Source organism: Streptomyces krungchingensis (genome assembly GCF_054729265.1).
The window spans coordinates 5,951,042-5,971,491 of the sequence record NZ_JBPUKY010000001.1 but is presented as its reverse complement, the minus strand read 5'-3'; the positions used below and the strand labels follow the sequence as shown (position 1 = coordinate 5,971,491).

The window sequence follows — 20,450 nt, the reverse complement described above, 5'->3', positions numbered from 1 at the left end:
AAGCTCTGCCTCTGGGAGTCCCGTGTACTCACACGTCGGGGTTGACGCCTCGGGCCTGGCTACGCTGCGCGCAACGGTCCTGGACCGTCTTCGCGGCTTCGTCCCCACCGCGTACGCCGTACCCGCCCTCGCCGCCCCCGCGCCCGTCGGCCCCTGCTACGCGCTGGCCGACGGAAACGCGGCGGTCGGCAGACGGGGCCGCTCGAGCTCGGCCACCACCGCGCGCCGCCCGGCCGCGGACAGTGACAGCGCCAGGATGATGGACCTCGTGGAGCGCGCCCAGGCCGGCGAGGCCGACGCGTTCGGGCGGCTCTACGACCAGTACAGCGACACCGTGTACCGCTACATCTACTACCGGGTGGGCGGCAAGGCGACCGCCGAGGACCTGACGAGCGAGACCTTCCTGCGGGCCCTCAGGCGCATCGGCACCTTCACCTGGCAGGGCCGCGACTTCGGCGCCTGGCTCGTCACGATCGCCCGCAACCTGGTCGCCGACCACTTCAAGTCCAGCCGCTTCCGGCTGGAGGTGACCACCGGGGAGATGCTCGACGCGAACGAGGTCGAACGCTCCCCCGAGGACTCCGTCCTGGAGTCCCTGTCGAACGCGGCGTTGCTCGACGCCGTACGGCGCCTCAACCCGCAGCAGCAGGAGTGCGTGACGCTCCGCTTCCTCCAGGGCCTCTCGGTCGCCGAGACCGCCCGGGTGATGGGCAAGAACGAGGGCGCCATCAAGACCCTGCAGTACCGGGCCGTCCGCACCCTGGCCCGGCTGCTCCCGGACGACGCGCGCTGAAGCCGTACCACCCATAGTGATCCCACACGTTCAGCGACGATCAACTCACCTTCTGTAAAAGTCTGTTGACTTCGCGGTCCGATCATCCGTCGTCCGTAACCCAAGTGCCGCGACGCTCGTTGTGCGGGATACAGGCTCCCTGTGGTCACCCCTTGGCCAGCACTGATCACTCGATCGTGTGGATGTGGTCAGGGAGTGCAACCCTCAGGACCCCCTGGGGAGTCGACCGTCATGACGAGAGGAGGTGCCGCCAGTGATCGCGAACGTATCGGCACACCGGCGGGCGAACGCCTTCGCCCAGGCTCTGGAGGAGCAGTCCGAACAGGGCCCGGCGGCCGAGCAGCCCGATGGATCGGCACCGTCCCCGGCTGCTGCGGAACGGACCGAGGAGGGCCTGCTCCTGGCCCTCGCCACCGGTCTCGGCGAGCTGCCCAAGCCGGAGCTGGACCCCGAGGTCAAAGTCGTGCAGCGAGCACAGCTCGTCGCCGCGATGGAGGCCATGCTGCTGGAGGGCACTGCCGGGGGCGAGGGCCGCGATCCCGCGGTGCCCGAGCAGCGGACCCACCGGGCCAAGGGCGCGCACCGGGCGAGCGGGCTGGGCAAATTGCGACCGCGGTCCCGGCTGTCGAAGGGCCTGGCCGCGGGCGGACTCACCGTCGGTGTGGCCGCGGGAGCCTTCGGCGGCGTGGCCGCCGCCAGCTCCGACGCCCTCCCCGGAGATTCGCTCTACGGGCTCAAACGAGGCATGGAGGACATCAAGCTGGGCCTGGCCCACGGCGACAGCGATCGCGGCGAGCTCTACCTCGACCAGGCCTCGACCCGGCTGAGCGAAGCGCGGCGGCTGATGGAGCGGGACCGCTCGGGCCAGCTCGACCACGAGTCGCTGGGCGAGGTCCGCCGTGCCCTGTCGGGCATGCAGCACGACGCCTCGGAAGGCCACCGTCTGCTGCACGAGGCGTACGCGAGGGACGGCTCACTGGGCCCCATCCAGGCCCTGTCCGCCTTCTCACAGTCGCATCGTGAAGCCTGGGGCGCGCTGCGCGACCGGCTGCCTGTGCAGCTCGGGGACGTCAGTGACCAGGTGTCGTCGGTCTTCGACGCCATAGACGAAGAGGTCGGCCCGCTGCGCTCGTTGCTGCCCCCGACACCCTCCCCGGAGGGCACCGGCCGGCACCGCGGCAGGAGCGAGGAGGCCACCGCCTCCTCCGGGACGGACGCCCCGGCGCCCAGCACCGCCAGCAGCGGCTCCTCGGCCGGCGGTCACAGCAGCGGCAAGCCGAAGCCGTCCAGCTCGGACAGCAGCAGCGACGGCCTCATCGGCGGCAGCACGGGCGGACTCCTGGACCCGCCCAAGGACACCGCCAGTTCCTCACCGTCCGGCAGCAGGAGCACTCCGGCGAGCGAGCCGGACGTCACCCTGCCCCCGCTCCTCCCGGGCCTCCTCCCGGGCCTGGGCATCGACAGCGAGGACGCCAAGTAACGCACTGCGCGGCTGGGGGCGCCCTTCTTCGGAAGGGCGCCCCCAGCCGCGTACAGGCGCGTGTACGAACCGGTCCCGCCGAAGAACTCGGCAAGAACTCGGCAGGGCCGGAAACACTCAGAAGAACACGGACCGCCGCTGCACCAGCAGCTTGTACAGCGTGTGCTGGATCTGCTCCCTGACCTGGTCCGTCAGGTTGAACATCAGCATCGGGTCCTCGGCCGCCTCCGGCGGATAGCCGTCCGTGCGGATCGGCTCACCGAACTGGATCGTCCACTTCGTGGGCAGCGGAATCGCACCGAGCGGCCCCAGCCACGGGAAGGTCGGCGTGATCGGGAAGTACGGGAAGCCCAGCAGCCTCGCGAGGGTCTTCGCGTTGCCGATCATCGGGTAGATCTCCTCCGCGCCCACGATCGAGCACGGGATGATCGGGGTGCCCTGGCGCAGGGCGGTGGAGACGAACCCGCCGCGGCCGAAGCGCTGGAGCTTGTAGCGCTCGCTGAACGGCTTGCCGATGCCCTTGAAGCCCTCCGGCATCACACCGACCACTTCGCCCCGTTCCAGGAGCCGTTCGGCGTCCTCCGCGCAGGCCAGGGTGTGACCGGCCTTGCGGGCCAGCTCGTTGACGACCGGCAGCATGAAGACCAGGTCGGCGGCGAGGAGCCGGAGGTGCCGGCCGGCGGGGTGATTGTCGTGCACGGCGACCTGCATCATCAGGCCGTCCAGCGGCAGGGTCCCCGAGTGGTTGGCGACGATCAGCGCCCCGCCCTCGGACGGGATGTTCTCGATGCCCTTCACCTCGACGCGGAAGTACTTGTCGTACAACGGCCGGATCAGCGACATCAGGACCTGGTCGGTGAGTTCGGCGTCGTAGCCGAAGTCGTCGACCTCGTAGTCACCGGTCAGCCGACGGCGAAGGAAGGCAAGGCCCCCGGCGATACGCCGCTCCAGGCCGCCGCCGTCCTGTGGCTGCTGGGGTGGCTGTTCCTCACGCGTCACAGGAACATCATCCTGTGGGACGGCCGGGCCCGGCAGGGGCTGGACCTCACGAACCACCACGGGCTCGCCCTTGCGCCGGCTCCCCGCGGCCCGGCGCCGCTGCGGGCGCTGCATCGCAGCCCCGCGCGACCGGTCGTCATCGAACGGAATGACTTTGGCGTCCGCCATCGTTGATGCGCTCCTCAGTTGGCGCTCTGCGTCGGGGGGTGGCCGCCGCCCAGGACGGGCAGCGCGGCGATCCGGTCGACGGCCCCCGCAAGGGCCTCGGGGGGCAGGAGTCCGGGCCCCCGGCTGCGGGCGAAGTCCGCGAAGGTCTCCGCGGTCGTGTACTTCGGCTTGTAGCCCAGCGTCTCGCGCATCTGGTTCGTCGACACGACCCGGCCGTGCGTGAGCAGCCGCAGTTGCTCCGGCGAGAAGTCCGTCACGCCCAGGGTACGCACGGCGGTGCCCGCCCAGCTGAGCGCGGGCAGCAGCAGCGGCACCGTGGGCCGGCCGAGTCGTCGCGCGCACTGCGAGAGCAGTAGGACGCCGTCGCCCGCGATGTTGAACGTGCCGCTGTTGAGCGTGCCGCGCTCCGGCTCGTGCGAGGCGAGCCGCAGCACCTCGATCACGTCGTCCTCGTGCACGAACTGCAGGCGCGGGTCGTAGCCGAAGACCGTCGGCAGCACGGGCAGCGAGAAGTACGAGGCGAGCGGCGAATCCGCGCTCGGCCCGAGGATGTTCGCGAACCGCAGTACGCACACGGCCACATCGGGCCTGCGGCGCGCGAACCCGCGTACGTAGCCCTCGACCTCCACGGTGTCCTTCGCGAAGCCGCCGCTGGGCAGCGACTTGGGCGGGGTGGTCTCGGTGAAGACGGCGGGGTCGCGGGGGGCCGATCCGTACACGTTGGTACTGGACTTCACGACGAGCCGTTTGACCGTCGGCGACTTCTGGCAGGCACCCAGGAGCTGCATGGTGCCGATGACGTTGGTCTCCTTGACCGTGGTCCGGCTGCCGCCGCTCAGTGCCGTGCCGGTCACGTCCATGTGCACCACCGTGTCGACGGTGTGCTCGGCGAGCACCCGCGCGATGGCCGGCTGGCGGATGTCCGCCTGCACGAAATCGGCGCCGCCGAGATGATGCTCGGGCGGGACCGCGTCCACGGCGACCACCCGGTCGACCTGCGGGTCACGCTGGATCCGTCGCACGAACCGGCCCCCCAGCTGGCGGGCCACTCCGGTCACGAGCACGACCTTCCCCAAGATCAGCGCCTTCCTTCCAGAACTGGACGTAGCTCTGCTCGTACCCTGCCGGGTTCCCCGTGTGCCGCCAACTTAGCGGTTGGATGTTGCGCTGTGATGACTGCCCGATGCATGAAGTGACGACAGCCACAGACGTACGACCAGACCCAGCCATTCGGCCTAAGGCTCACACACGTCCGTGCGCCGCACCGGACCGGCCCCGGACCCGGGACGGACCGGCGCCCCAACCGGCGCCGAACCCGGGGCCGGACCCGCGCCCGCAGACCGCGAGGACCCGCCCGCGCGGCCGCCCGGACATGCACGTGGCCCCCCACCAGCCGGTGGGGGGCCACGTCATGCGCTTGTGCGGCGCCGCTTACTTCTTGTTGCGACGCTGAACGCGAGTGCGCTTGAGCAGCTTGCGGTGCTTCTTCTTCGCCATCCGCTTGCGCCGCTTCTTGATAACAGAGCCCACGACTACCCTCGCTCACTTCTCTTTACTCGGTGCTGGGCTGCATGGGCCCACACGACCTATGAGGGGCCAGCCTACCCGTCCGAGCGCCGAGGTCGTAATCGAGGGGTTCCGGGAGATCTCCATCGATCCCCCGGAAACGCCGTCAGGCCGTCTCCACCCCCACATAGCTCTCACGGAGGTACTCGTGAACCGCTTGCTCCGGCACCCGGAAGGACCTCCCCACCCGGATGGCCGGCAGATGACCGCTGTGCACCAGCCGGTACACGGTCATCTTCGACACTCGCATCACCGAGGCGACCTCCGCCACGGTAAGGAACTGAACCTCGTTCAGAGGCCTCTCGCCAGCTGCAGCCATGACACACCTGAACCTTCCGCACTCGACGGCCACCGGCTTCCCCTTCCGGTGACTCTTCGTCGTTGCGTGCTCACTCCCCAGACTAGGGGCGGGTGATGCGAGTGGGGAAGAGGGGATGCCATCGGCCGCCTACTGTGACAGACACGCTCGATTGAGTACATAGCGAGTAAGCGGTCGGTAGTAATCAGACCGCACAGCGTCATCAAGCGGAACGACGACGGACACCTGCCCCTCTGCCTCTCCGACGAAGAGCGCAGGATCGTCCGTATCGGCCAGCCCCATCGCCTCGAACCCCAGCTGACCTGCCCCGCAGACCCATCCGTGGTCCCCGATGACCAGCTCCGGCAGGGGGCCGCCGGCCTCCGCGGCGGCCGCCAGAGCAGTCCGAACCGGGAGCGGCGAGTGGGTGTGCGCGCCGGTCGCACGCCCGGTGGCCTGCACGCCTGGTTCGCGCACCAGCGCGACACCTTGTACGTAGTCAAGGTTGTACGTGCGTAGGCCGAACCGGGTCGTTATGTCGACACAGCTACCCTGCGCGGGGGTGAGGACCGCACATCCCGCCGCCGACAGGGCGTCCGCGAGAGCGGCGTAGAAACCGATCAGCCGGTGCGGATGACCGGTGCCGAGGAGCACCGGAGTACGGCTGCGGGCCGCCTCGCCGAGCCGCTGCGCGAAGGCGTCGAGCGCCACCAGGGTGCGCTCGGGATCGATCACATCATGCCCTGAAGTGTGCGCGGGGTCGGCCGAAACCCCGCACTTGTCGGCCATCAGCTCGATCAAGTCCTGCTGCCGCCAGGTCCATTCGGGATCGAGGCCGAGCAGCATCCGGGGATCGCGGGCGGCGAAGAGCCGATAGCTGCGCAGGCTCTCCTCGCGCGAGGTGGCCACGGGCCCGGCCAACCGGGCGGCCAGCAGGTGTGCACGCATTGCTCCGGTGCTCAACACGTCAGCGATGCTGGCGCATCCACCACTGCCGCAGGCCCAAAACGCAGAAAATGCCCCACAGTTGGCCTAATGGGTCCACAGGGCCGGCACAGCTTCCGGCCGGGACAGCCCTCAGGCCAGCAGGCCGCGCAGCGGGAACACGGCCCTGCGGGTGGCGACGATCGCCTGGTCCAGACGGTCCTCGGGGTCGTACCCCGCCTCCCAGTCCTTCCAGGGCACGGGCCAGCGACCGTCCGTCATCCGCGCCGGCGCCAACTGCCGGGCACGGGCGAAGACTTCCTGCCGCCAGCTCTCGGGGATCACCGTCTCGGGTGCCACCGGCCGGCCCGCGGCGATCGCGACCAGGTGCGTCCAGGACCGCGGCACGACCTCCACCACGGCGTACCCGCCGCCGCCGAGCGCGACCCAGCGGCCGTCCGCGTACTCGTGCGCCAGGTCGTGGCAGGCCACCTGCACGGCGCGCTGGGCGTCGAGCGAGACGGCGAGGTGCGCGAGCGGGTCCTCGAAGTGGGTGTCGGCGCCGTGCTGGGTGACCAGGACCTGCGGCCGGAAGTCCGCGATCAGCTCGGGCACCACCGAGTGGAAGGCGCGCAGCCATCCGGCGTCCCCGGTGCCGGCGGGCAGGGCGACGTTGACCGCGGAGCCCGCCGCCTTGGCGGCGCCGGTCTCCTCCGGCCATCCCGTCTGCGGGAACAGCGTCCGCGGATGCTCGTGCAGCGAGATCGTGAGAACCCTCGGGTCCTCCCAGAAGGCCGCCTGCACCCCGTCGCCGTGGTGCACGTCGACGTCGACGTACGCGACGCGCTCGGCTCCCAGTTCGAGCAGCCGGGCGATGGCGAGCGCGGCGTCGTTGTAGATGCAGAACCCGGACGCGGCACCGGGCATCGCGTGGTGCAGGCCGCCCGCGAAGTTCACGGCGTGCAGCGCGTCCGCGCGCCACACCGCCTCGGCGGCCCCCACGGACTGCCCGGCGATCAGCGCCGACACCTCGTGCATCCCGGCGAACGCGGGGTCGTCCACGGTCCCCAGCCCGTACGACGAGTCCGCGGACCCCGGGTCGGCGGACGCGGCCTTGACCGCCTCCACGTAGTCCTCGCGGTGCACGAGCCGCAGCGTGGAGTCCCCGGCGGACTTCGCCGCGACGACGTCGACGTCACGGTCGAGCCCGAAAGCACCGACCAGGCTCCGGGTCAGCGCGAGCCTGACCGGGTCCATCGGGTGCTCGGGACCGAAGTCATAGCCCGTTACTGCCTCGTCCCACATCAGCTGTGCGCGGCCGCTCATGACCGTCACCGTATCGGTTTGGTTCAGGGGCGAACGACCGGGCGTACCCCAGGGTCACCAGGACCAGCACCATCGGTACGAGCATGGCGCCCCGGTAGTTCCAGGCGTCCCCCAGCGCCCCCACCAACGGCGAACCGATCAGGAAACCCACGTAGTTGAAGATGTTCAGGCGCGCGATCGCCGTGTCCGAGGCACCAGGGAAGAGCCGTCCCGCCGCCGCGAAGGTCTGCGGCACGATCACGCACAGCCCCAGGCCCAACAGCGTGAACCCGAGCATGCCCACCCAGGCGCCGGGGGCGACCGCCACGACCGCGAAGCCGAGCGCCGCCACCACCGCCCCGAGCCGCACCACGGCCACGGCCCCGAAGCGCCGCACCCCGAAGTCGCCGATCGCCCGGCCCAGCAAGGTCGTCACCATGTACACGTTGTACGGAACGGTCGCCAGCTGCTCGGAGCTGCCCAGCACGTCCTGAAGGTATTTGGCGCTCCAGTTGGAGACCGTCGAGTCCCCGATGTACGCGAACGTCATCACCAGACACAGCGGCAGCAACAGCTTGAAGACGACGGGCCCGCCCTCGGCCGCCTCCCGCTGCTCGGGCGCGCCCCCGCCGACGTACCAGCGGCTCCCCACGAACGTGGCCGGAAGCAGCACCAGCACCACCGGCAGGTAGGACACGAGCAGCGAGAGGTGCCAGTGCGCCCCCGCCCACGCGAGCGACGCACCCACGATCCCGCCCAGGCTGTACGCGGCGTGGAACCCGAGCATGATGCTGCGCCCGTACGCCCGTTGGAGGCTCACGCCGAGCATGTTCATCGAGGCGTCGAGCGCGCCGACCGCGAGACCGAAGGCGCCCAGGGCGATCGCGACCTCGACGAGGTGGTCGCCGGCGCCGACACCGAGCAGGGCGAGCAGCACGACGGGCTGGGACCAGCGCAGCAGACGGCCGGCCGGTATCCGCTTGACCAGGTGCTCGGTGGTCACGCTGCCGACCCCGGCGAGGATGGGCACGGCGGCCAGGAAGACGGGCAGCAGCGCGTCGGATATCCCGTACCGGTCCTGGATGGCCGGGATGCGCGTCACCAGGAGCGCGAAGGTGGCGCCCTGGGCGAAGAAGCTGAACGCCAAAGAGGCCCTACCGCGCCGCAGCACATCTGTCATGGCGGCGAGCGTAGGGCCCCGGCTTACCGGTGGGTAGATCAAGCCGAAGATGAATTTTGCTCATCTCTTCGGGTGAAGCGGTGGAGCGGCACTCCGTGCGGTCGGGCCGAGCCGGTCGAGAGGCTTCCCGGGTGAACCGGGGCGGGCGGCCCCGCCGTTCAGTGGGTCCGGCCGGCCAGCTCCTGCTCCAGCAGCTTCTCCATCGGGACGACCGCGAAGCGCCCGCTGAGGAGGATGGCCAGGCCGATCGTGGCGACCATGACGACCGTGCCGAGCCAGACCATGGTGTCGACCGGCAGCGTGTACGCGCCCACCACCCGCAGGACGCACTCACCGAGCAGCGCCGCTCCCCAGATGAGGGAGAAGGTGCGCTCCGCCCGCCGGAACCGCTCGGAGCCGGCGAGCAGCCGCTCCCAGGCCACATTCTTGGCCGCGTCGCCCTTGATGAGGAACGGCTTCATCCCCTGCGTCATCATCGGCCGGCCGAGCCGCACCGACAGCAGGATGCCGATACCGACCACGCTGCTGACACCGCTGTCCTTCGCCAGCATCAGCCGCGGGTCACCGGCGACCAGGCTGAGGAGCAGTCCGGCGACGTTGACGAGGAGGATCAGCCCGGCCAGCCCGTTGAACGTGCGCTCCTTCACCAGGCTCCACAGTGTGCGCACCGCCGGCACCACACTGCTCCAGGCCAGAGCCGCCACGATGCTCATCCCGAACCCGTTCTTCAGGAGGTAGTACGACCCCAGGGGCACCGCCACGTCCATGATCAGCGGCAGGAAGCTGGGCTTGGCGGCGGCCGGGCCGGTCGCCGCGACGGCGGTCGCTTCGGTGCTGGTCTCGATGGTCGTGGCGCTCATGATCGGGTCCCTCCGTCGTCGCTGTGTACGTCCCGTTTCGATGTACTCAGCTTCGCGGTCGGACCCCGTCCGCCGACAGAAACGATCGTCCGGAGCTCCGCATGACAAATGTCAGTCGCGGCACATGGACGCCGTCACGGGCGGTGTCATACCAGCAGGTCAGCCAACTCGCCCATGTCGGAGAACAGTTGGGTGGCGCCAGCGAGCTTGGCGGCGGGTGTCATGGCGGTGAACCCGTACACGTCCATGCCTGCCGCATGCGCCGCCTGCACGCCCAGCGGGCTGTCCTCCACGACGACACACCGCTGCGGCGGTACGCCCATCCGCTCGGCGGCGTGCAGGAACAGATCGGGGGCGGGCTTGCCCCGTCCCACGTCCTGCGAGCTGAAGACGCGCTCTTCGCCGAACCACTGGTCGAGCCCCGTCTTGCGGTGCCCCACCCGGATCCGCTCATGGCTCCCGGAGGAGGCCACGCAGTACGGCACGCCGTCCGCGGCCAGCTTCTCCACCACCTGCACGGCGCCGGGAACGGGCTCCAACTCCCGCTCGAAGGCGGCGAAGACGCGCGCGTGGAAGACGTCGTCGAAGCCGTCGGGAAGCCGCCGGCCGCTGCGCTCGTACACGAGGTCGTGGATGCGGTGCATCGCCGAGCCCATGTAGTCCCTGATGGAGTCCTCATATGAGGTCGGATGCCCCAGCTCGGTGAGATGAGCGGCCAGGATCGTGTTGGAGATCCGCTCACTGTCCACCAGGACACCGTCATTGTCGAAGATCACCAGGTCGTAGCGCATGGGTCGACCCTAATCGACCCGCGAAACGACGCACAGGCAGCCCGTAAACGCAGAAAACCCCCATACCGGTATCCCGGTACAGGGGTTTTCTTCAATATTAGTTCGGCGGCGTCCTACTCTCCCACAGGGTCCCCCCTGCAGTACCATCGGCGCTGTAAGGCTTAGCTTCCGGGTTCGGAATGTAACCGGGCGTTTCCCTCACGCTATGACCACCGAAACACTATGAAACTGTCAACCGCACCGTACGTGACCTGTACGGGGTTGTTCGTGGTTTCAGAACCAACACAGTGGACGCGAGCAACTGAGGACAAGCCCTCGGCCTATTAGTACCAGTCACCTCCACGCCTTACGGCGCTTCCAGATCTGGCCTATCAACCCAGTCGTCTACTGGGAGCCTTACCCCATCAAGTGGGTGGGAGTCCTCATCTCGAAGCAGGCTTCCCGCTTAGATGCTTTCAGCGGTTATCCCTCCCGAACGTAGCCAACCAGCCATGCCCTTGGCAGGACAACTGGCACACCAGAGGTTCGTCCGTCCCGGTCCTCTCGTACTAGGGACAGCCCTTCTCAAGACTCCTACGCGCACAGCGGATAGGGACCGAACTGTCTCACGACGTTCTAAACCCAGCTCGCGTACCGCTTTAATGGGCGAACAGCCCAACCCTTGGGACCGACTCCAGCCCCAGGATGCGACGAGCCGACATCGAGGTGCCAAACCATCCCGTCGATATGGACTCTTGGGGAAGATCAGCCTGTTATCCCCGGGGTACCTTTTATCCGTTGAGCGACGGCGCTTCCACAAGCCACCGCCGGATCACTAGTCCCGACTTTCGTCCCTGCTCGACCCGTCGGTCTCACAGTCAAGCTCCCTTGTGCACTTACACTCAACACCTGATTGCCAACCAGGCTGAGGGAACCTTTGGGCGCCTCCGTTACCCTTTGGGAGGCAACCGCCCCAGTTAAACTACCCATCAGACACTGTCCCTGATCCGGATCACGGACCCAGGTTAGACATCCAGCACGACCAGAGTGGTATTTCAACGACGACTCCACAACAGCTGGCGCTGCCGCTTCAAAGTCTCCCACCTATCCTACACAAGCCGAACCGAACACCAATATCAAACTGTAGTAAAGGTCCCGGGGTCTTTCCGTCCTGCTGCGCGAAACGAGCATCTTTACTCGTAGTGCAATTTCACCGGGCCTATGGTTGAGACAGTCGAGAAGTCGTTACGCCATTCGTGCAGGTCGGAACTTACCCGACAAGGAATTTCGCTACCTTAGGATGGTTATAGTTACCACCGCCGTTTACTGGCGCTTAAGTTCTCAGCTTCGCCACCCCGAAGAGTGACTAACCGGTCCCCTTAACGTTCCAGCACCGGGCAGGCGTCAGTCCGTATACATCGCCTTACGGCTTCGCACGGACCTGTGTTTTTAGTAAACAGTCGCTTCTCGCTGGTCTCTGCGGCCACACCCAGCTCAGAGTGCAAGACTCATCACCAGACATGGCCCCCCTTCTCCCGAAGTTACGGGGGCATTTTGCCGAGTTCCTTAACCATAGTTCACCCGAACGCCTCGGTATTCTCTACCTGACCACCTGAGTCGGTTTAGGGTACGGGCCGCCATGAAACTCGCTAGAGGCTTTTCTCGACAGCATAGGATCATCCACTTCACCACAATCGGCTCGGCATCAGGTCTCAGCCACAAGTGCGACGGATTTACCTATCGCACGGCCTACACCCTTACCCCGGGACAACCACCGCCCGGGATGGACTACCTTCCTGCGTCACCCCATCACTCACCTACTACAGGTCTGGTCCGTCGGCTCCACCACTCCCCTTTGCCCGAAGGCTCCGGGGCGGCTTCACGGACTTAGCATCGCCTGGTTCGATGTTTGACGCTTCACAGCGGGTACCGGAATATCAACCGGTTATCCATCGACTACGCCTGTCGGCCTCGCCTTAGGTCCCGACTTACCCTGGGCAGATCAGCTTGACCCAGGAACCCTTAGTCAATCGGCGCACACGTTTCTCACGTGTGTATCGCTACTCATGCCTGCATTCTCACTCGTGAACCGTCCACCACTGCCTTCCGGCGCGGCTTCACCCGGCACACGACGCTCCCCTACCCATCACAGCGGGCGTTGGCCCTCTTGCTGCAATGACACGACTTCGGCGGTACGCTTGAGCCCCGCTACATTGTCGGCGCGGAATCACTAGACCAGTGAGCTATTACGCACTCTTTCAAGGGTGGCTGCTTCTAAGCCAACCTCCTGGTTGTCTGTGCGACTCCACATCCTTTCCCACTTAGCGTACGCTTAGGGGCCTTAGTCGATGCTCTGGGCTGTTTCCCTCTCGACCATGGAGCTTATCCCCCACAGTCTCACTGCCGCGCTCTCACTTACCGGCATTCGGAGTTTGGCTAAGGTCAGTAACCCGGTAGGGCCCATCGCCTATCCAGTGCTCTACCTCCGGCAAGAAACACACGACGCTGCACCTAAATGCATTTCGGGGAGAACCAGCTATCACGGAGTTTGATTGGCCTTTCACCCCTAACCACAGGTCATCCCCCAGGTTTTCAACCCTGGTGGGTTCGGTCCTCCACGACCTCTTACAGCCGCTTCAACCTGCCCATGGCTAGATCACTCCGCTTCGGGTCTTGAGCGCGCTACTAAATCGCCCTGTTCGGACTCGCTTTCGCTACGGCTTCCCCACACGGGTTAACCTCGCAACACACCGCAAACTCGCAGGCTCATTCTTCAAAAGGCACGCAGTCACGAGGCAAGCACAAGTGCTTGCCCGACGCTCCCACGGCTTGTAGGCACACGGTTTCAGGTACTATTTCACTCCGCTCCCGCGGTACTTTTCACCATTCCCTCACGGTACTATCCGCTATCGGTCACCAGGGAATATTTAGGCTTAGCGGGTGGTCCCGCCAGATTCACACGGGATTTCTCGGGCCCCGTGCTACTTGGGTGTCTCTCAAACGAGCCGCTGACGTTTCGACTACGGGGGTCTTACCCTCTACGCCGGACCTTTCGCATGTCCTTCGCCTACATCAACGGTTTCTGACTCGTCCCACGGCCGGCAGACCGTGGAAGAGAGATCCCACAACCCCCTGCATGCAACCCCTGCCGGGTCTCACACATACAAGGTTTGGCCTCATCCGGTTTCGCTCGCCACTACTCCCGGAATCACGGTTGTTTTCTCTTCCTGCGGGTACTGAGATGTTTCACTTCCCCGCGTTCCCTCCACACTGCCTATGTGTTCAGCAGCGGGTGACAGCCCATGACGACTGCCGGGTTTCCCCATTCGGAAACCCCCGGATCAAAGCCTGGTTGACGACTCCCCGGGGACTATCGTGGCCTCCCACGTCCTTCATCGGTTCCTGGTGCCAAGGCATCCACCGTGCGCCCTTAAAAACTTGGCCACAGATGCTCGCGTCCACTGTGCAGTTCTCAAACAACGACCAACCACCCGTCACACACCAAGACTTGGCGCTTTACCGGGGCCGGCACTGAAGGCAGCCATACGGCCGTACCCTCAGACACCCAACAACGTGCCCGACACCCTCGCCACTCGTGACCTGCGTTCCACGCTCCGAAGAGCAGTACTGGCAGCCCGAGATGACTGAAAGTGCCGAATAATCAACGTTCCACCCATGAGCAACCAGCATCGGACGTTCGCCGATGTACTGGCCTCTGACCTCGTCCCGAAGGACTCGGTAAGAAGTGCTCCTTAGAAAGGAGGTGATCCAGCCGCACCTTCCGGTACGGCTACCTTGTTACGACTTCGTCCCAATCGCCAGTCCCACCTTCGACAGCTCCCTCCCACAAGGGGTTGGGCCACCGGCTTCGGGTGTTACCGACTTTCGTGACGTGACGGGCGGTGTGTACAAGGCCCGGGAACGTATTCACCGCAGCAATGCTGATCTGCGATTACTAGCAACTCCGACTTCATGGGGTCGAGTTGCAGACCCCAATCCGAACTGAGACAGGCTTTTTGAGATTCGCTCCGCCTCGCGGCTTCGCAGCTCTTTGTACCTGCCATTGTAGCACGTGTGCAGCCCAAGACATAAGGGGCATGATGACTTGACGTCGTCCCCACCTTCCTCCGAGTTGACCCCGGCAGTCTCCTGTGAGTCCCCATCACCCCGAAGGGCATGCTGGCAACACAGAACAAGGGTTGCGCTCGTTGCGGGACTTAACCCAACATCTCACGACACGAGCTGACGACAGCCATGCACCACCTGTACACCGACCACAAGGGGGACCCTGTCTCCAGGGTTTTCCGGCGTATGTCAAGCCTTGGTAAGGTTCTTCGCGTTGCGTCGAATTAAGCCACATGCTCCGCTGCTTGTGCGGGCCCCCGTCAATTCCTTTGAGTTTTAGCCTTGCGGCCGTACTCCCCAGGCGGGGCACTTAATGCGTTAGCTGCGGCACCGACGACGTGGAATGTCGCCAACACCTAGTGCCCACCGTTTACGGCGTGGACTACCAGGGTATCTAATCCTGTTCGCTCCCCACGCTTTCGCTCCTCAGCGTCAGTAATGGCCCAGAGATCCGCCTTCGCCACCGGTGTTCCTCCTGATATCTGCGCATTTCACCGCTACACCAGGAATTCCGATCTCCCCTACCACACTCTAGCCTGCCCGTATCGACTGCAGACCCGGGGTTAAGCCCCGGGCTTTCACAACCGACGCGACAAGCCGCCTACGAGCTCTTTACGCCCAATAATTCCGGACAACGCTTGCGCCCTACGTATTACCGCGGCTGCTGGCACGTAGTTAGCCGGCGCTTCTTCTGCAGGTACCGTCACTTTCGCTTCTTCCCTGCTGAAAGAGGTTTACAACCCGAAGGCCGTCATCCCTCACGCGGCGTCGCTGCATCAGGCTTTCGCCCATTGTGCAATATTCCCCACTGCTGCCTCCCGTAGGAGTCTGGGCCGTGTCTCAGTCCCAGTGTGGCCGGTCGCCCTCTCAGGCCGGCTACCCGTCGTCGCCTTGGTGAGCCACTACCTCACCAACAAGCTGATAGGCCGCGGGCTCATCCTTCACCGCCGGAGCTTTCCACCCGCCGAGATGCCTCGGCAGGTCGTATCCGGTATTAGACCCCGTTTCCAGGGCTTGTCCCAGAGTGAAGGGCAGATTGCCCACGTGTTACTCACCCGTTCGCCACTAATCCACCCCGAAGGGCTTCATCGTTCGACTTGCATGTGTTAAGCACGCCGCCAGCGTTCGTCCTGAGCCAGGATCAAACTCTCCGTGAATGTTTACCGGTAATCCGGTCGAACACCACGAGAGCGGAACCAAGGAGAGGAATGATCCCCTCGGTTCACAGCGTCCTCGCTGTGCGCCTGCCAGGCAGTGCCCGGCAGGACTTTTTCAAAGGAACCTCGCCCCAGCCGAATGACTGGAGACGGGGTATCAACATATCTGGCGTTGATTTTTGGCACGCTGTTGAGTTCTCAAGGAACGGACGCTTCCTTTGTACTCACCCGAGAGACTCTCTCAGGCTTTCCTCCGGGCAGTTTCCCTTCGGTCTTGCGTTTCCGACTCTATCAGATCTTTCCGATCCGATTTCCTCGGCGCTTTCCAGGTTCCCGCTTTCGCGTTTCCCTTTCCGGCGGTTCCGACTCTATCAGACTCTTTCGTGTCCGATTCCCTGTCGGAGGGGTTTGTCTTCGCGGCTGTTGGGCCGTTCCGACGAGTGAGACTTTAGCGGAATCGCGGCCCCCGAGCTAATCGGGGTCGCGCTCTTTCGAACGCGGATTCCTCATTTCGCAAACATGCATGAAAACGCGTCGACGACGAGGTCGTCGATCGTTGAGTGCTTGGTGCGGAATGGCTGTCCGGGGACCGACCAGAGTCGGCGCTCACGTCGGACAACTCGGAGAACACTACGGACGGGGCCAGGGTGTGTCAACTCGAGCCCGGACGGTGCCCTGGAGGCGTACGCTCCTCTCCATGACAACGCGTACGTGCACCCAGCTGTGGTGGGCCGCCTGACGGCGGCCGTACTCACGTATGTACTCAACGGCCGCCGCCTCGGCGGCCGTTCTTGTATCTCCCTCCTGGAGAGCCGGCCGACGGACGCGGCGGCCTCGACCAGGAGGTGGAGAGATGACGCGGATCTTCAGCGGGGTCAAGCCGACCGGGAATCTGACGCTGGGGAACTACCTGGGGGCCGTACGGCGCTGGGCAGACGTCGATCAGCACCGGGCCGACGCCCTGTTCTGCGTCGTCGACCTGCACGCGCTGACCGTGGACCACGATCCGGCGCGGGTGCGCAGGCTCAGTAGGCAGGCGGCGACGCTGTTGCTCGCGTCCGGGCTCGATCCGGACCTGTGCACCGTGTTCGTGCAGAGCCATGTGGACGAGCACGCCCGGCTGTCGTACGTGCTGGAGTGCGTCGCGACCGACGGGGAGATGCGTCGGATGATCCAGTACAAGGAGAAGGCGTCGCGGGAGCGGGAGCGCGGCGGGAGTGTGCGGCTGTCGTTGCTGACGTATCCCGCGCTGATGGCGGCGGACATCCTGGCGTACGGAACCGACGAGGTGCCGGTCGGGGAGGACCAGACCCAGCACGTCGAGCTGACCCGGGATCTGGCGGTCCGCTTCAACCAGCGCTACGGCCATACGTTCGTGGTGCCCCGGGCCACCCGTCCGGAGGTCGCCGCACGGGTGATGAACCTCCAGGAGCCGACGTCGAAGATGGGCAAGAGCGACGACGTGGGGCCAGGGGTCGTCTATCTGCTCGACGAGCCGGATGTCGTGCGGAAGAAGATCATGCGTGCCGTGACGGACAGCGGTCAGGACGTCGTGTACGACCGGGAGGCGCGGCCGGGGGTCTCGAATCTGCTGGAGATCCTCGCGGCCTGTGAGGGTGGGAACCCCGAGGCCTTGGCCGGTGTATATGAGTCGTACGGCGCTTTGAAGAAGGACACCGCCGAGGCCGTGGTCGAGCTCCTCAGGCCCGTACAGGAGAGGCACAAGCAGTTGTGCGCGGATCCTGCGTATGTGGAGGGGGTGCTCCGAGGTGGGGCGGAGAAGGCCAGAGCCATGGCGAGGCCGAGAGTCGATGCCGCTTATCGGGCGATCGGGCTGCTGCCGGCCGGCTGACGCGGTCCCGTGCGCGTCGACAGGACTCGGCGGCGGCCGGGCGCGAAGACGCGGGGGCCGGGCCGGCGGGGTCGGTGTGAGCTGAGCGACGGCGGGCCGGTCAGGCCGGCCCACCGTCTTCCCGCTGTGCCCCGGAGGCTGCCCGGCGTCCCCGGGCTGTGCCCGGACGACCGGGCAGTCGGGAGCTGCTCGGCTAGTTGTTGCCGGAGGCCAGCTCGCGGCTGCGGTCGCGGGCCGCTTCCAGGGCGGCGATGAGCGCGGCGCGCACGCCGTGGTTCTCCAGTTCGCGGATCGCGTTGATCGTGGTGCCCGCGGGGGACGTGACGTTCTCGCGCAGCTTCACGGGGTGCTCCCCGCTGTCGCGGAGCATCACGGCGGCGCCGATCGCGGACTGGACGATCAGGTCGTGCGCCTTGTCGCGGGGCAGGCCGAGCAGGATGCCTGCGTCGGTCATGGCCTCGACCAGATAGAAGAAGTACGCCGGGCCGGAGCCGGACAGGGCGGTGCAGGCGTCCTGCTGGCTCTCCGGGACGCGGAGCGTCTTGCCGACCGCTCCGAAGATCTCCTCGGCGGTGGCGAGGTGGTCGGCGGTGGCGTGGCTGCCGGCCGAGATGACGGACATGGCCTCGTCGACGAGCGCGGGTGTGTTCGTCATGACGCGGACGACCGGGGTGCCTGTGGCCAGGCGCTCCTCGAAGAAGGAGGTGGGGATGCCGGCCGCGCCGCTGATGACGAGGCGGTCGGCGGGGATGTGCGGGGCGAGTTCGTCGAGGAGGGTGCCCATGTCCTGTGGCTTGACCGTGAGGATCAGGGTGTCGGCGGTCTTCGCCGCTTCCGGGTTGGTGACCGGGGTGACTCCGTGGCGCTCCTGGAGCTCCCTGGCCCGCTCCGGGCGCCGGGCGGTGACCAGCAGGTCGGCGGGAGCCCAGCCCGCTCGGATCATTCCGCTGAGCAGGGCTTCGCCGATCTTGCCGGTGCCGAGGACTGCGACTTTCTGCGTCATGTGCGGGTGCCCTCCGGGGTGCGTCGTCCTGGGCTCATCCTCGCACTCAGAGGGGCGGGCGGGTCGGTGTGTCCGGTGTGCGGACGGTGCGGGCCGTCAGACGGTGCGGCGCCGGAGCGTTGCGGCTCCGAGAGTGAGGACGAGCAGGGCGCAGCCCGCGACGATCACGGCGTCACGGACGAAGTCGGCCGTCATGTCCGTGTGTTTGAGGACTTCGTTCATGCCGTCGACCGCGTAGGACATGGGCAGCACGTCGGAGATGGCTTCGAGGACGGGGTGCATGTTGGGTCGGGGTGTGAACAGGCCGCAGAGGAGGAGCTGGGGGAAGATCACGGCCGGCATGAACTGGACGGCCTGGAATTCGGAGGAGGCGAAGGCGGAGACGAAGAGACCCAGGGCGGTGCCGAGGAGCGCGTCGAGCAGGGCGACGAGCAGGAGGAGCCAGGGGGAGCCGGTCACGTCGAGACCGAGGAACCAGACGGCCAGGCCCGTGGCGAGGGCGGACTGGACGATGGCCAGGCCACCGAAGGCCAGGGCGTAGCCGGCGATCAGGTCGCCCTTGCCGAGGGGCATGGCGAGGAGGCGTTCGAGGGTGCCCGAGGTGCGTTCGCGGAGTGTGGCGATCGAGGTCACCAGGAACATCGTGATCAGCGGGAAGATCCCGAGGAGGGAGGCGCCGATGGAGTCGAAGGTGGCGGGGCTCCCGTCGAAGACGTAGCGCAGCAGGAAGAGCATCACGCACGGGATGAGGATCATCAGGGCGATGGTGCGCGGGTCGTGGTGGAGCTGGCGCAGCACGCGGGTCGCCGTCGCGGTCGTGCGCGAGAGGTTGAGCGCGCTCGGGCGTGGCGCGGGGGCCGCCGACGCGCTGGTGCCGGGGCTCGCGGGTGACGTGCCGCTGGTGGTGCTGGTGGTGCTCATCGGGCGGTCTCCTTTCGGGTGGGGTCGCCGGTGTGGGAGTCGGTTGCCTGCCCGTCGCCCTTCGCGGACGCTCCGCCCGTCGCGGTCTCGTCGTCCGACGCGGTCTCGTCGCCCGACGCCGACTTGGCGTCCTTCGTCGGCTCGGCGTCCTTCGCCGACTGGTTGCCGGCCGCTGTGGCCTCGTCGACCAGGCGGAGGAAGGCGGCTTCGACGGTGTCGGAGTCGAAGCGGGCGCGCAGGGCGTCGGGGGTGTCGTCGGCGAGGATCCGGCCCTCGCGCATGAGCAGGAGGCGGTGGCAGCGCTCGGCTTCGTCCATGACATGGGAGGAGACGAGCAGGGTCGCGTTCCGCTCCGCGGCGATGGTGTGGAAGAGGTTCCACAGATCGCGGCGCAGGACGGGGTCGAGGCCCACCGTCGGTTCGTCGAGGACGAGGAGTTCCGGGGTGCCGAGGAGGGCGACCGCCAGGGAGACGCGGCTGCGCTGGCCGCCGGAGAGGTTGCCGGCGAGGGCGTCGGCGTGGGAGGTGAGGTCGACGTCGGCGATGGCCTGGGTGACGTCGGCGCGGCGGCGTTCGGCGGCGGCGCGGCCGGGGTCGAGGATCGCGGCGAAGTAGTCGAGGTTCTGGCGGACGGTCAGGTCGTCGTAGACGGAGGGCGCCTGGGTGACGTAGCCGATGCGGGAGCGGAGTGCGGGGGCGCCGGCGGGGCGGCCGAGGACGTCGAGGGTGCCGGTGACCTTCGCCTGGGTGCCGACGACGGAGCGCATGAGTGTCGACTTGCCGCAGCCGGAGGGGCCGAGCAGTCCGGTGATCTGGCCGCGGGGCACGGCGAATTCGAGTCCGCGCAGGACGGTGCGCGTTCCTCGGACGACGGTGAGGTCCTGGGCGCGGACAGCGGGCTGGTCGAAGGACGTGGAGGGGTCCGACGGGTCGGGCGGACGCGACCGAATAATCATCATGCGATGAATATTCCTCCTGCGCGGCACGCCGGTCAACCCCGGTCGCACGAGGCGGCGCAAGCGCGCGTCGGCGTGATCGGAAGGGAGCGC

The 20,450-nt window shown here is 66.7% G+C and carries 15 protein-coding genes and 3 rRNA genes; 3 read left to right on the top strand and 15 right to left on the bottom strand.

Annotated features, from left to right (window positions below; genetic code table 11):
- Nucleotides 1-22: 22 nt before the first annotated feature.
- Nucleotides 23-793 carry an ECF subfamily RNA polymerase sigma factor, BldN family gene (locus ACSYGO_RS26280; RefSeq protein WP_028805573.1) on the top strand — a complete coding sequence of 257 codons (771 nt, stop codon included), beginning with the start codon at nucleotides 23-25 and terminating at the stop codon, nucleotides 791-793.
- A gap of 253 nt (nucleotides 794-1,046) precedes the next feature.
- The gene (locus ACSYGO_RS26275; RefSeq protein ID WP_432190031.1) at nucleotides 1,047-2,273 is read left to right on the top strand and encodes a DUF5667 domain-containing protein; all 1,227 of its coding nucleotides are present in this window, start codon (nucleotides 1,047-1,049) and stop codon (nucleotides 2,271-2,273) included.
- A 117-nt stretch (nucleotides 2,274-2,390) separates the two neighbouring features.
- Here the strand turns inward: ACSYGO_RS26275 and ACSYGO_RS26270 are convergent, their stop codons facing one another.
- The 12 genes from ACSYGO_RS26270 to ACSYGO_RS26215 all read right to left on the bottom strand — a co-directional run bounded on the left by ACSYGO_RS26270 (nucleotide 2,391) and on the right by ACSYGO_RS26215 (nucleotide 15,625).
- On the bottom strand, nucleotides 2,391-3,440 hold the full coding sequence (locus ACSYGO_RS26270; RefSeq protein ID WP_426682575.1) for a lysophospholipid acyltransferase family protein: 1,050 nt from the start codon (nucleotides 3,438-3,440) through the stop codon (nucleotides 2,391-2,393).
- A gap of 14 nt (nucleotides 3,441-3,454) precedes the next feature.
- Nucleotides 3,455-4,516, bottom strand: a complete 1,062-nt coding sequence (locus ACSYGO_RS26265; RefSeq protein WP_095935818.1) for an NAD-dependent epimerase/dehydratase family protein — start codon at nucleotides 4,514-4,516, stop codon at nucleotides 3,455-3,457.
- A 355-nt stretch (nucleotides 4,517-4,871) separates the two neighbouring features.
- Nucleotides 4,872-4,970: a 30S ribosomal protein bS22 gene (locus ACSYGO_RS26260; protein WP_003948845.1), complete on the bottom strand. Its 99-nt coding sequence runs from the start codon at nucleotides 4,968-4,970 to the stop codon at nucleotides 4,872-4,874.
- A gap of 142 nt (nucleotides 4,971-5,112) precedes the next feature.
- A complete protein-coding gene (locus tag ACSYGO_RS26255; RefSeq protein ID WP_004984898.1) occupies nucleotides 5,113-5,325 on the bottom strand; it encodes a helix-turn-helix domain-containing protein in 213 nt (70 codons plus the stop codon).
- 129 nt (nucleotides 5,326-5,454) lie between these two features.
- Nucleotides 5,455-6,270, bottom strand: coding sequence for a phosphatase (locus tag ACSYGO_RS26250; protein WP_426682576.1), 816 nt, complete (start codon nucleotides 6,268-6,270; stop codon nucleotides 5,455-5,457).
- Nucleotides 6,271-6,381: 111 nt separating this feature from the next.
- Nucleotides 6,382-7,554, bottom strand: coding sequence for an acetoin utilization protein AcuC (locus ACSYGO_RS26245; RefSeq protein WP_460387830.1), 1,173 nt, complete (start codon nucleotides 7,552-7,554; stop codon nucleotides 6,382-6,384).
- Complete coding sequence (locus tag ACSYGO_RS26240; protein WP_426682578.1) at nucleotides 7,505-8,713, bottom strand: MFS transporter; 1,209 nt, start codon at nucleotides 8,711-8,713, stop codon at nucleotides 7,505-7,507. The genes ACSYGO_RS26245 and ACSYGO_RS26240 overlap by 50 nt, the downstream gene beginning before the upstream one ends.
- A gap of 158 nt (nucleotides 8,714-8,871) precedes the next feature.
- Complete coding sequence (locus tag ACSYGO_RS26235) at nucleotides 8,872-9,573, bottom strand: VC0807 family protein (RefSeq protein WP_432176815.1); 702 nt, start codon at nucleotides 9,571-9,573, stop codon at nucleotides 8,872-8,874.
- Nucleotides 9,574-9,719: 146 nt separating this feature from the next.
- On the bottom strand, nucleotides 9,720-10,364 hold the full coding sequence (locus tag ACSYGO_RS26230) for an HAD family hydrolase (RefSeq protein WP_460387828.1): 645 nt from the start codon (nucleotides 10,362-10,364) through the stop codon (nucleotides 9,720-9,722).
- A 100-nt stretch (nucleotides 10,365-10,464) separates the two neighbouring features.
- Nucleotides 10,465-10,581 (bottom strand): 5S ribosomal RNA (gene rrf, locus ACSYGO_RS26225).
- Between the two features lie 86 nt (nucleotides 10,582-10,667).
- Nucleotides 10,668-13,787, bottom strand: a 23S ribosomal RNA gene (locus tag ACSYGO_RS26220).
- A gap of 312 nt (nucleotides 13,788-14,099) precedes the next feature.
- A 16S ribosomal RNA gene (locus ACSYGO_RS26215) occupies nucleotides 14,100-15,625 on the bottom strand.
- The 16S, 23S and 5S rRNA genes sit together here, the layout of an rRNA operon.
- An 853-nt stretch (nucleotides 15,626-16,478) precedes the next feature.
- Between ACSYGO_RS26215 and trpS the strand changes: the two genes are divergently transcribed.
- Entirely contained in the window at nucleotides 16,479-17,477 is a 999-nt protein-coding gene (trpS, locus tag ACSYGO_RS26210) for a tryptophan--tRNA ligase (RefSeq protein ID WP_460387826.1), read from the top strand.
- A gap of 193 nt (nucleotides 17,478-17,670) precedes the next feature.
- Here trpS and proC read toward each other — a convergent pair whose 3' ends face one another.
- The 3 genes from proC to ACSYGO_RS26195 all read right to left on the bottom strand — a co-directional run bounded on the left by proC (nucleotide 17,671) and on the right by ACSYGO_RS26195 (nucleotide 20,357).
- Nucleotides 17,671-18,480 carry a pyrroline-5-carboxylate reductase gene (gene proC, locus ACSYGO_RS26205; RefSeq protein WP_359491811.1) on the bottom strand — a complete coding sequence of 270 codons (810 nt, stop codon included), beginning with the start codon at nucleotides 18,478-18,480 and terminating at the stop codon, nucleotides 17,671-17,673.
- A 96-nt stretch (nucleotides 18,481-18,576) separates the two neighbouring features.
- Nucleotides 18,577-19,401: an ABC transporter permease gene (locus ACSYGO_RS26200; RefSeq protein ID WP_426679943.1), complete on the bottom strand. Its 825-nt coding sequence runs from the start codon at nucleotides 19,399-19,401 to the stop codon at nucleotides 18,577-18,579.
- Nucleotides 19,398-20,357, bottom strand: coding sequence for an ABC transporter ATP-binding protein (locus ACSYGO_RS26195; RefSeq protein WP_460389766.1), 960 nt, complete (start codon nucleotides 20,355-20,357; stop codon nucleotides 19,398-19,400). The genes ACSYGO_RS26200 and ACSYGO_RS26195 overlap by 4 nt, the downstream gene beginning before the upstream one ends.
- Between the last annotated feature and the right edge of the window lie 93 nt (nucleotides 20,358-20,450).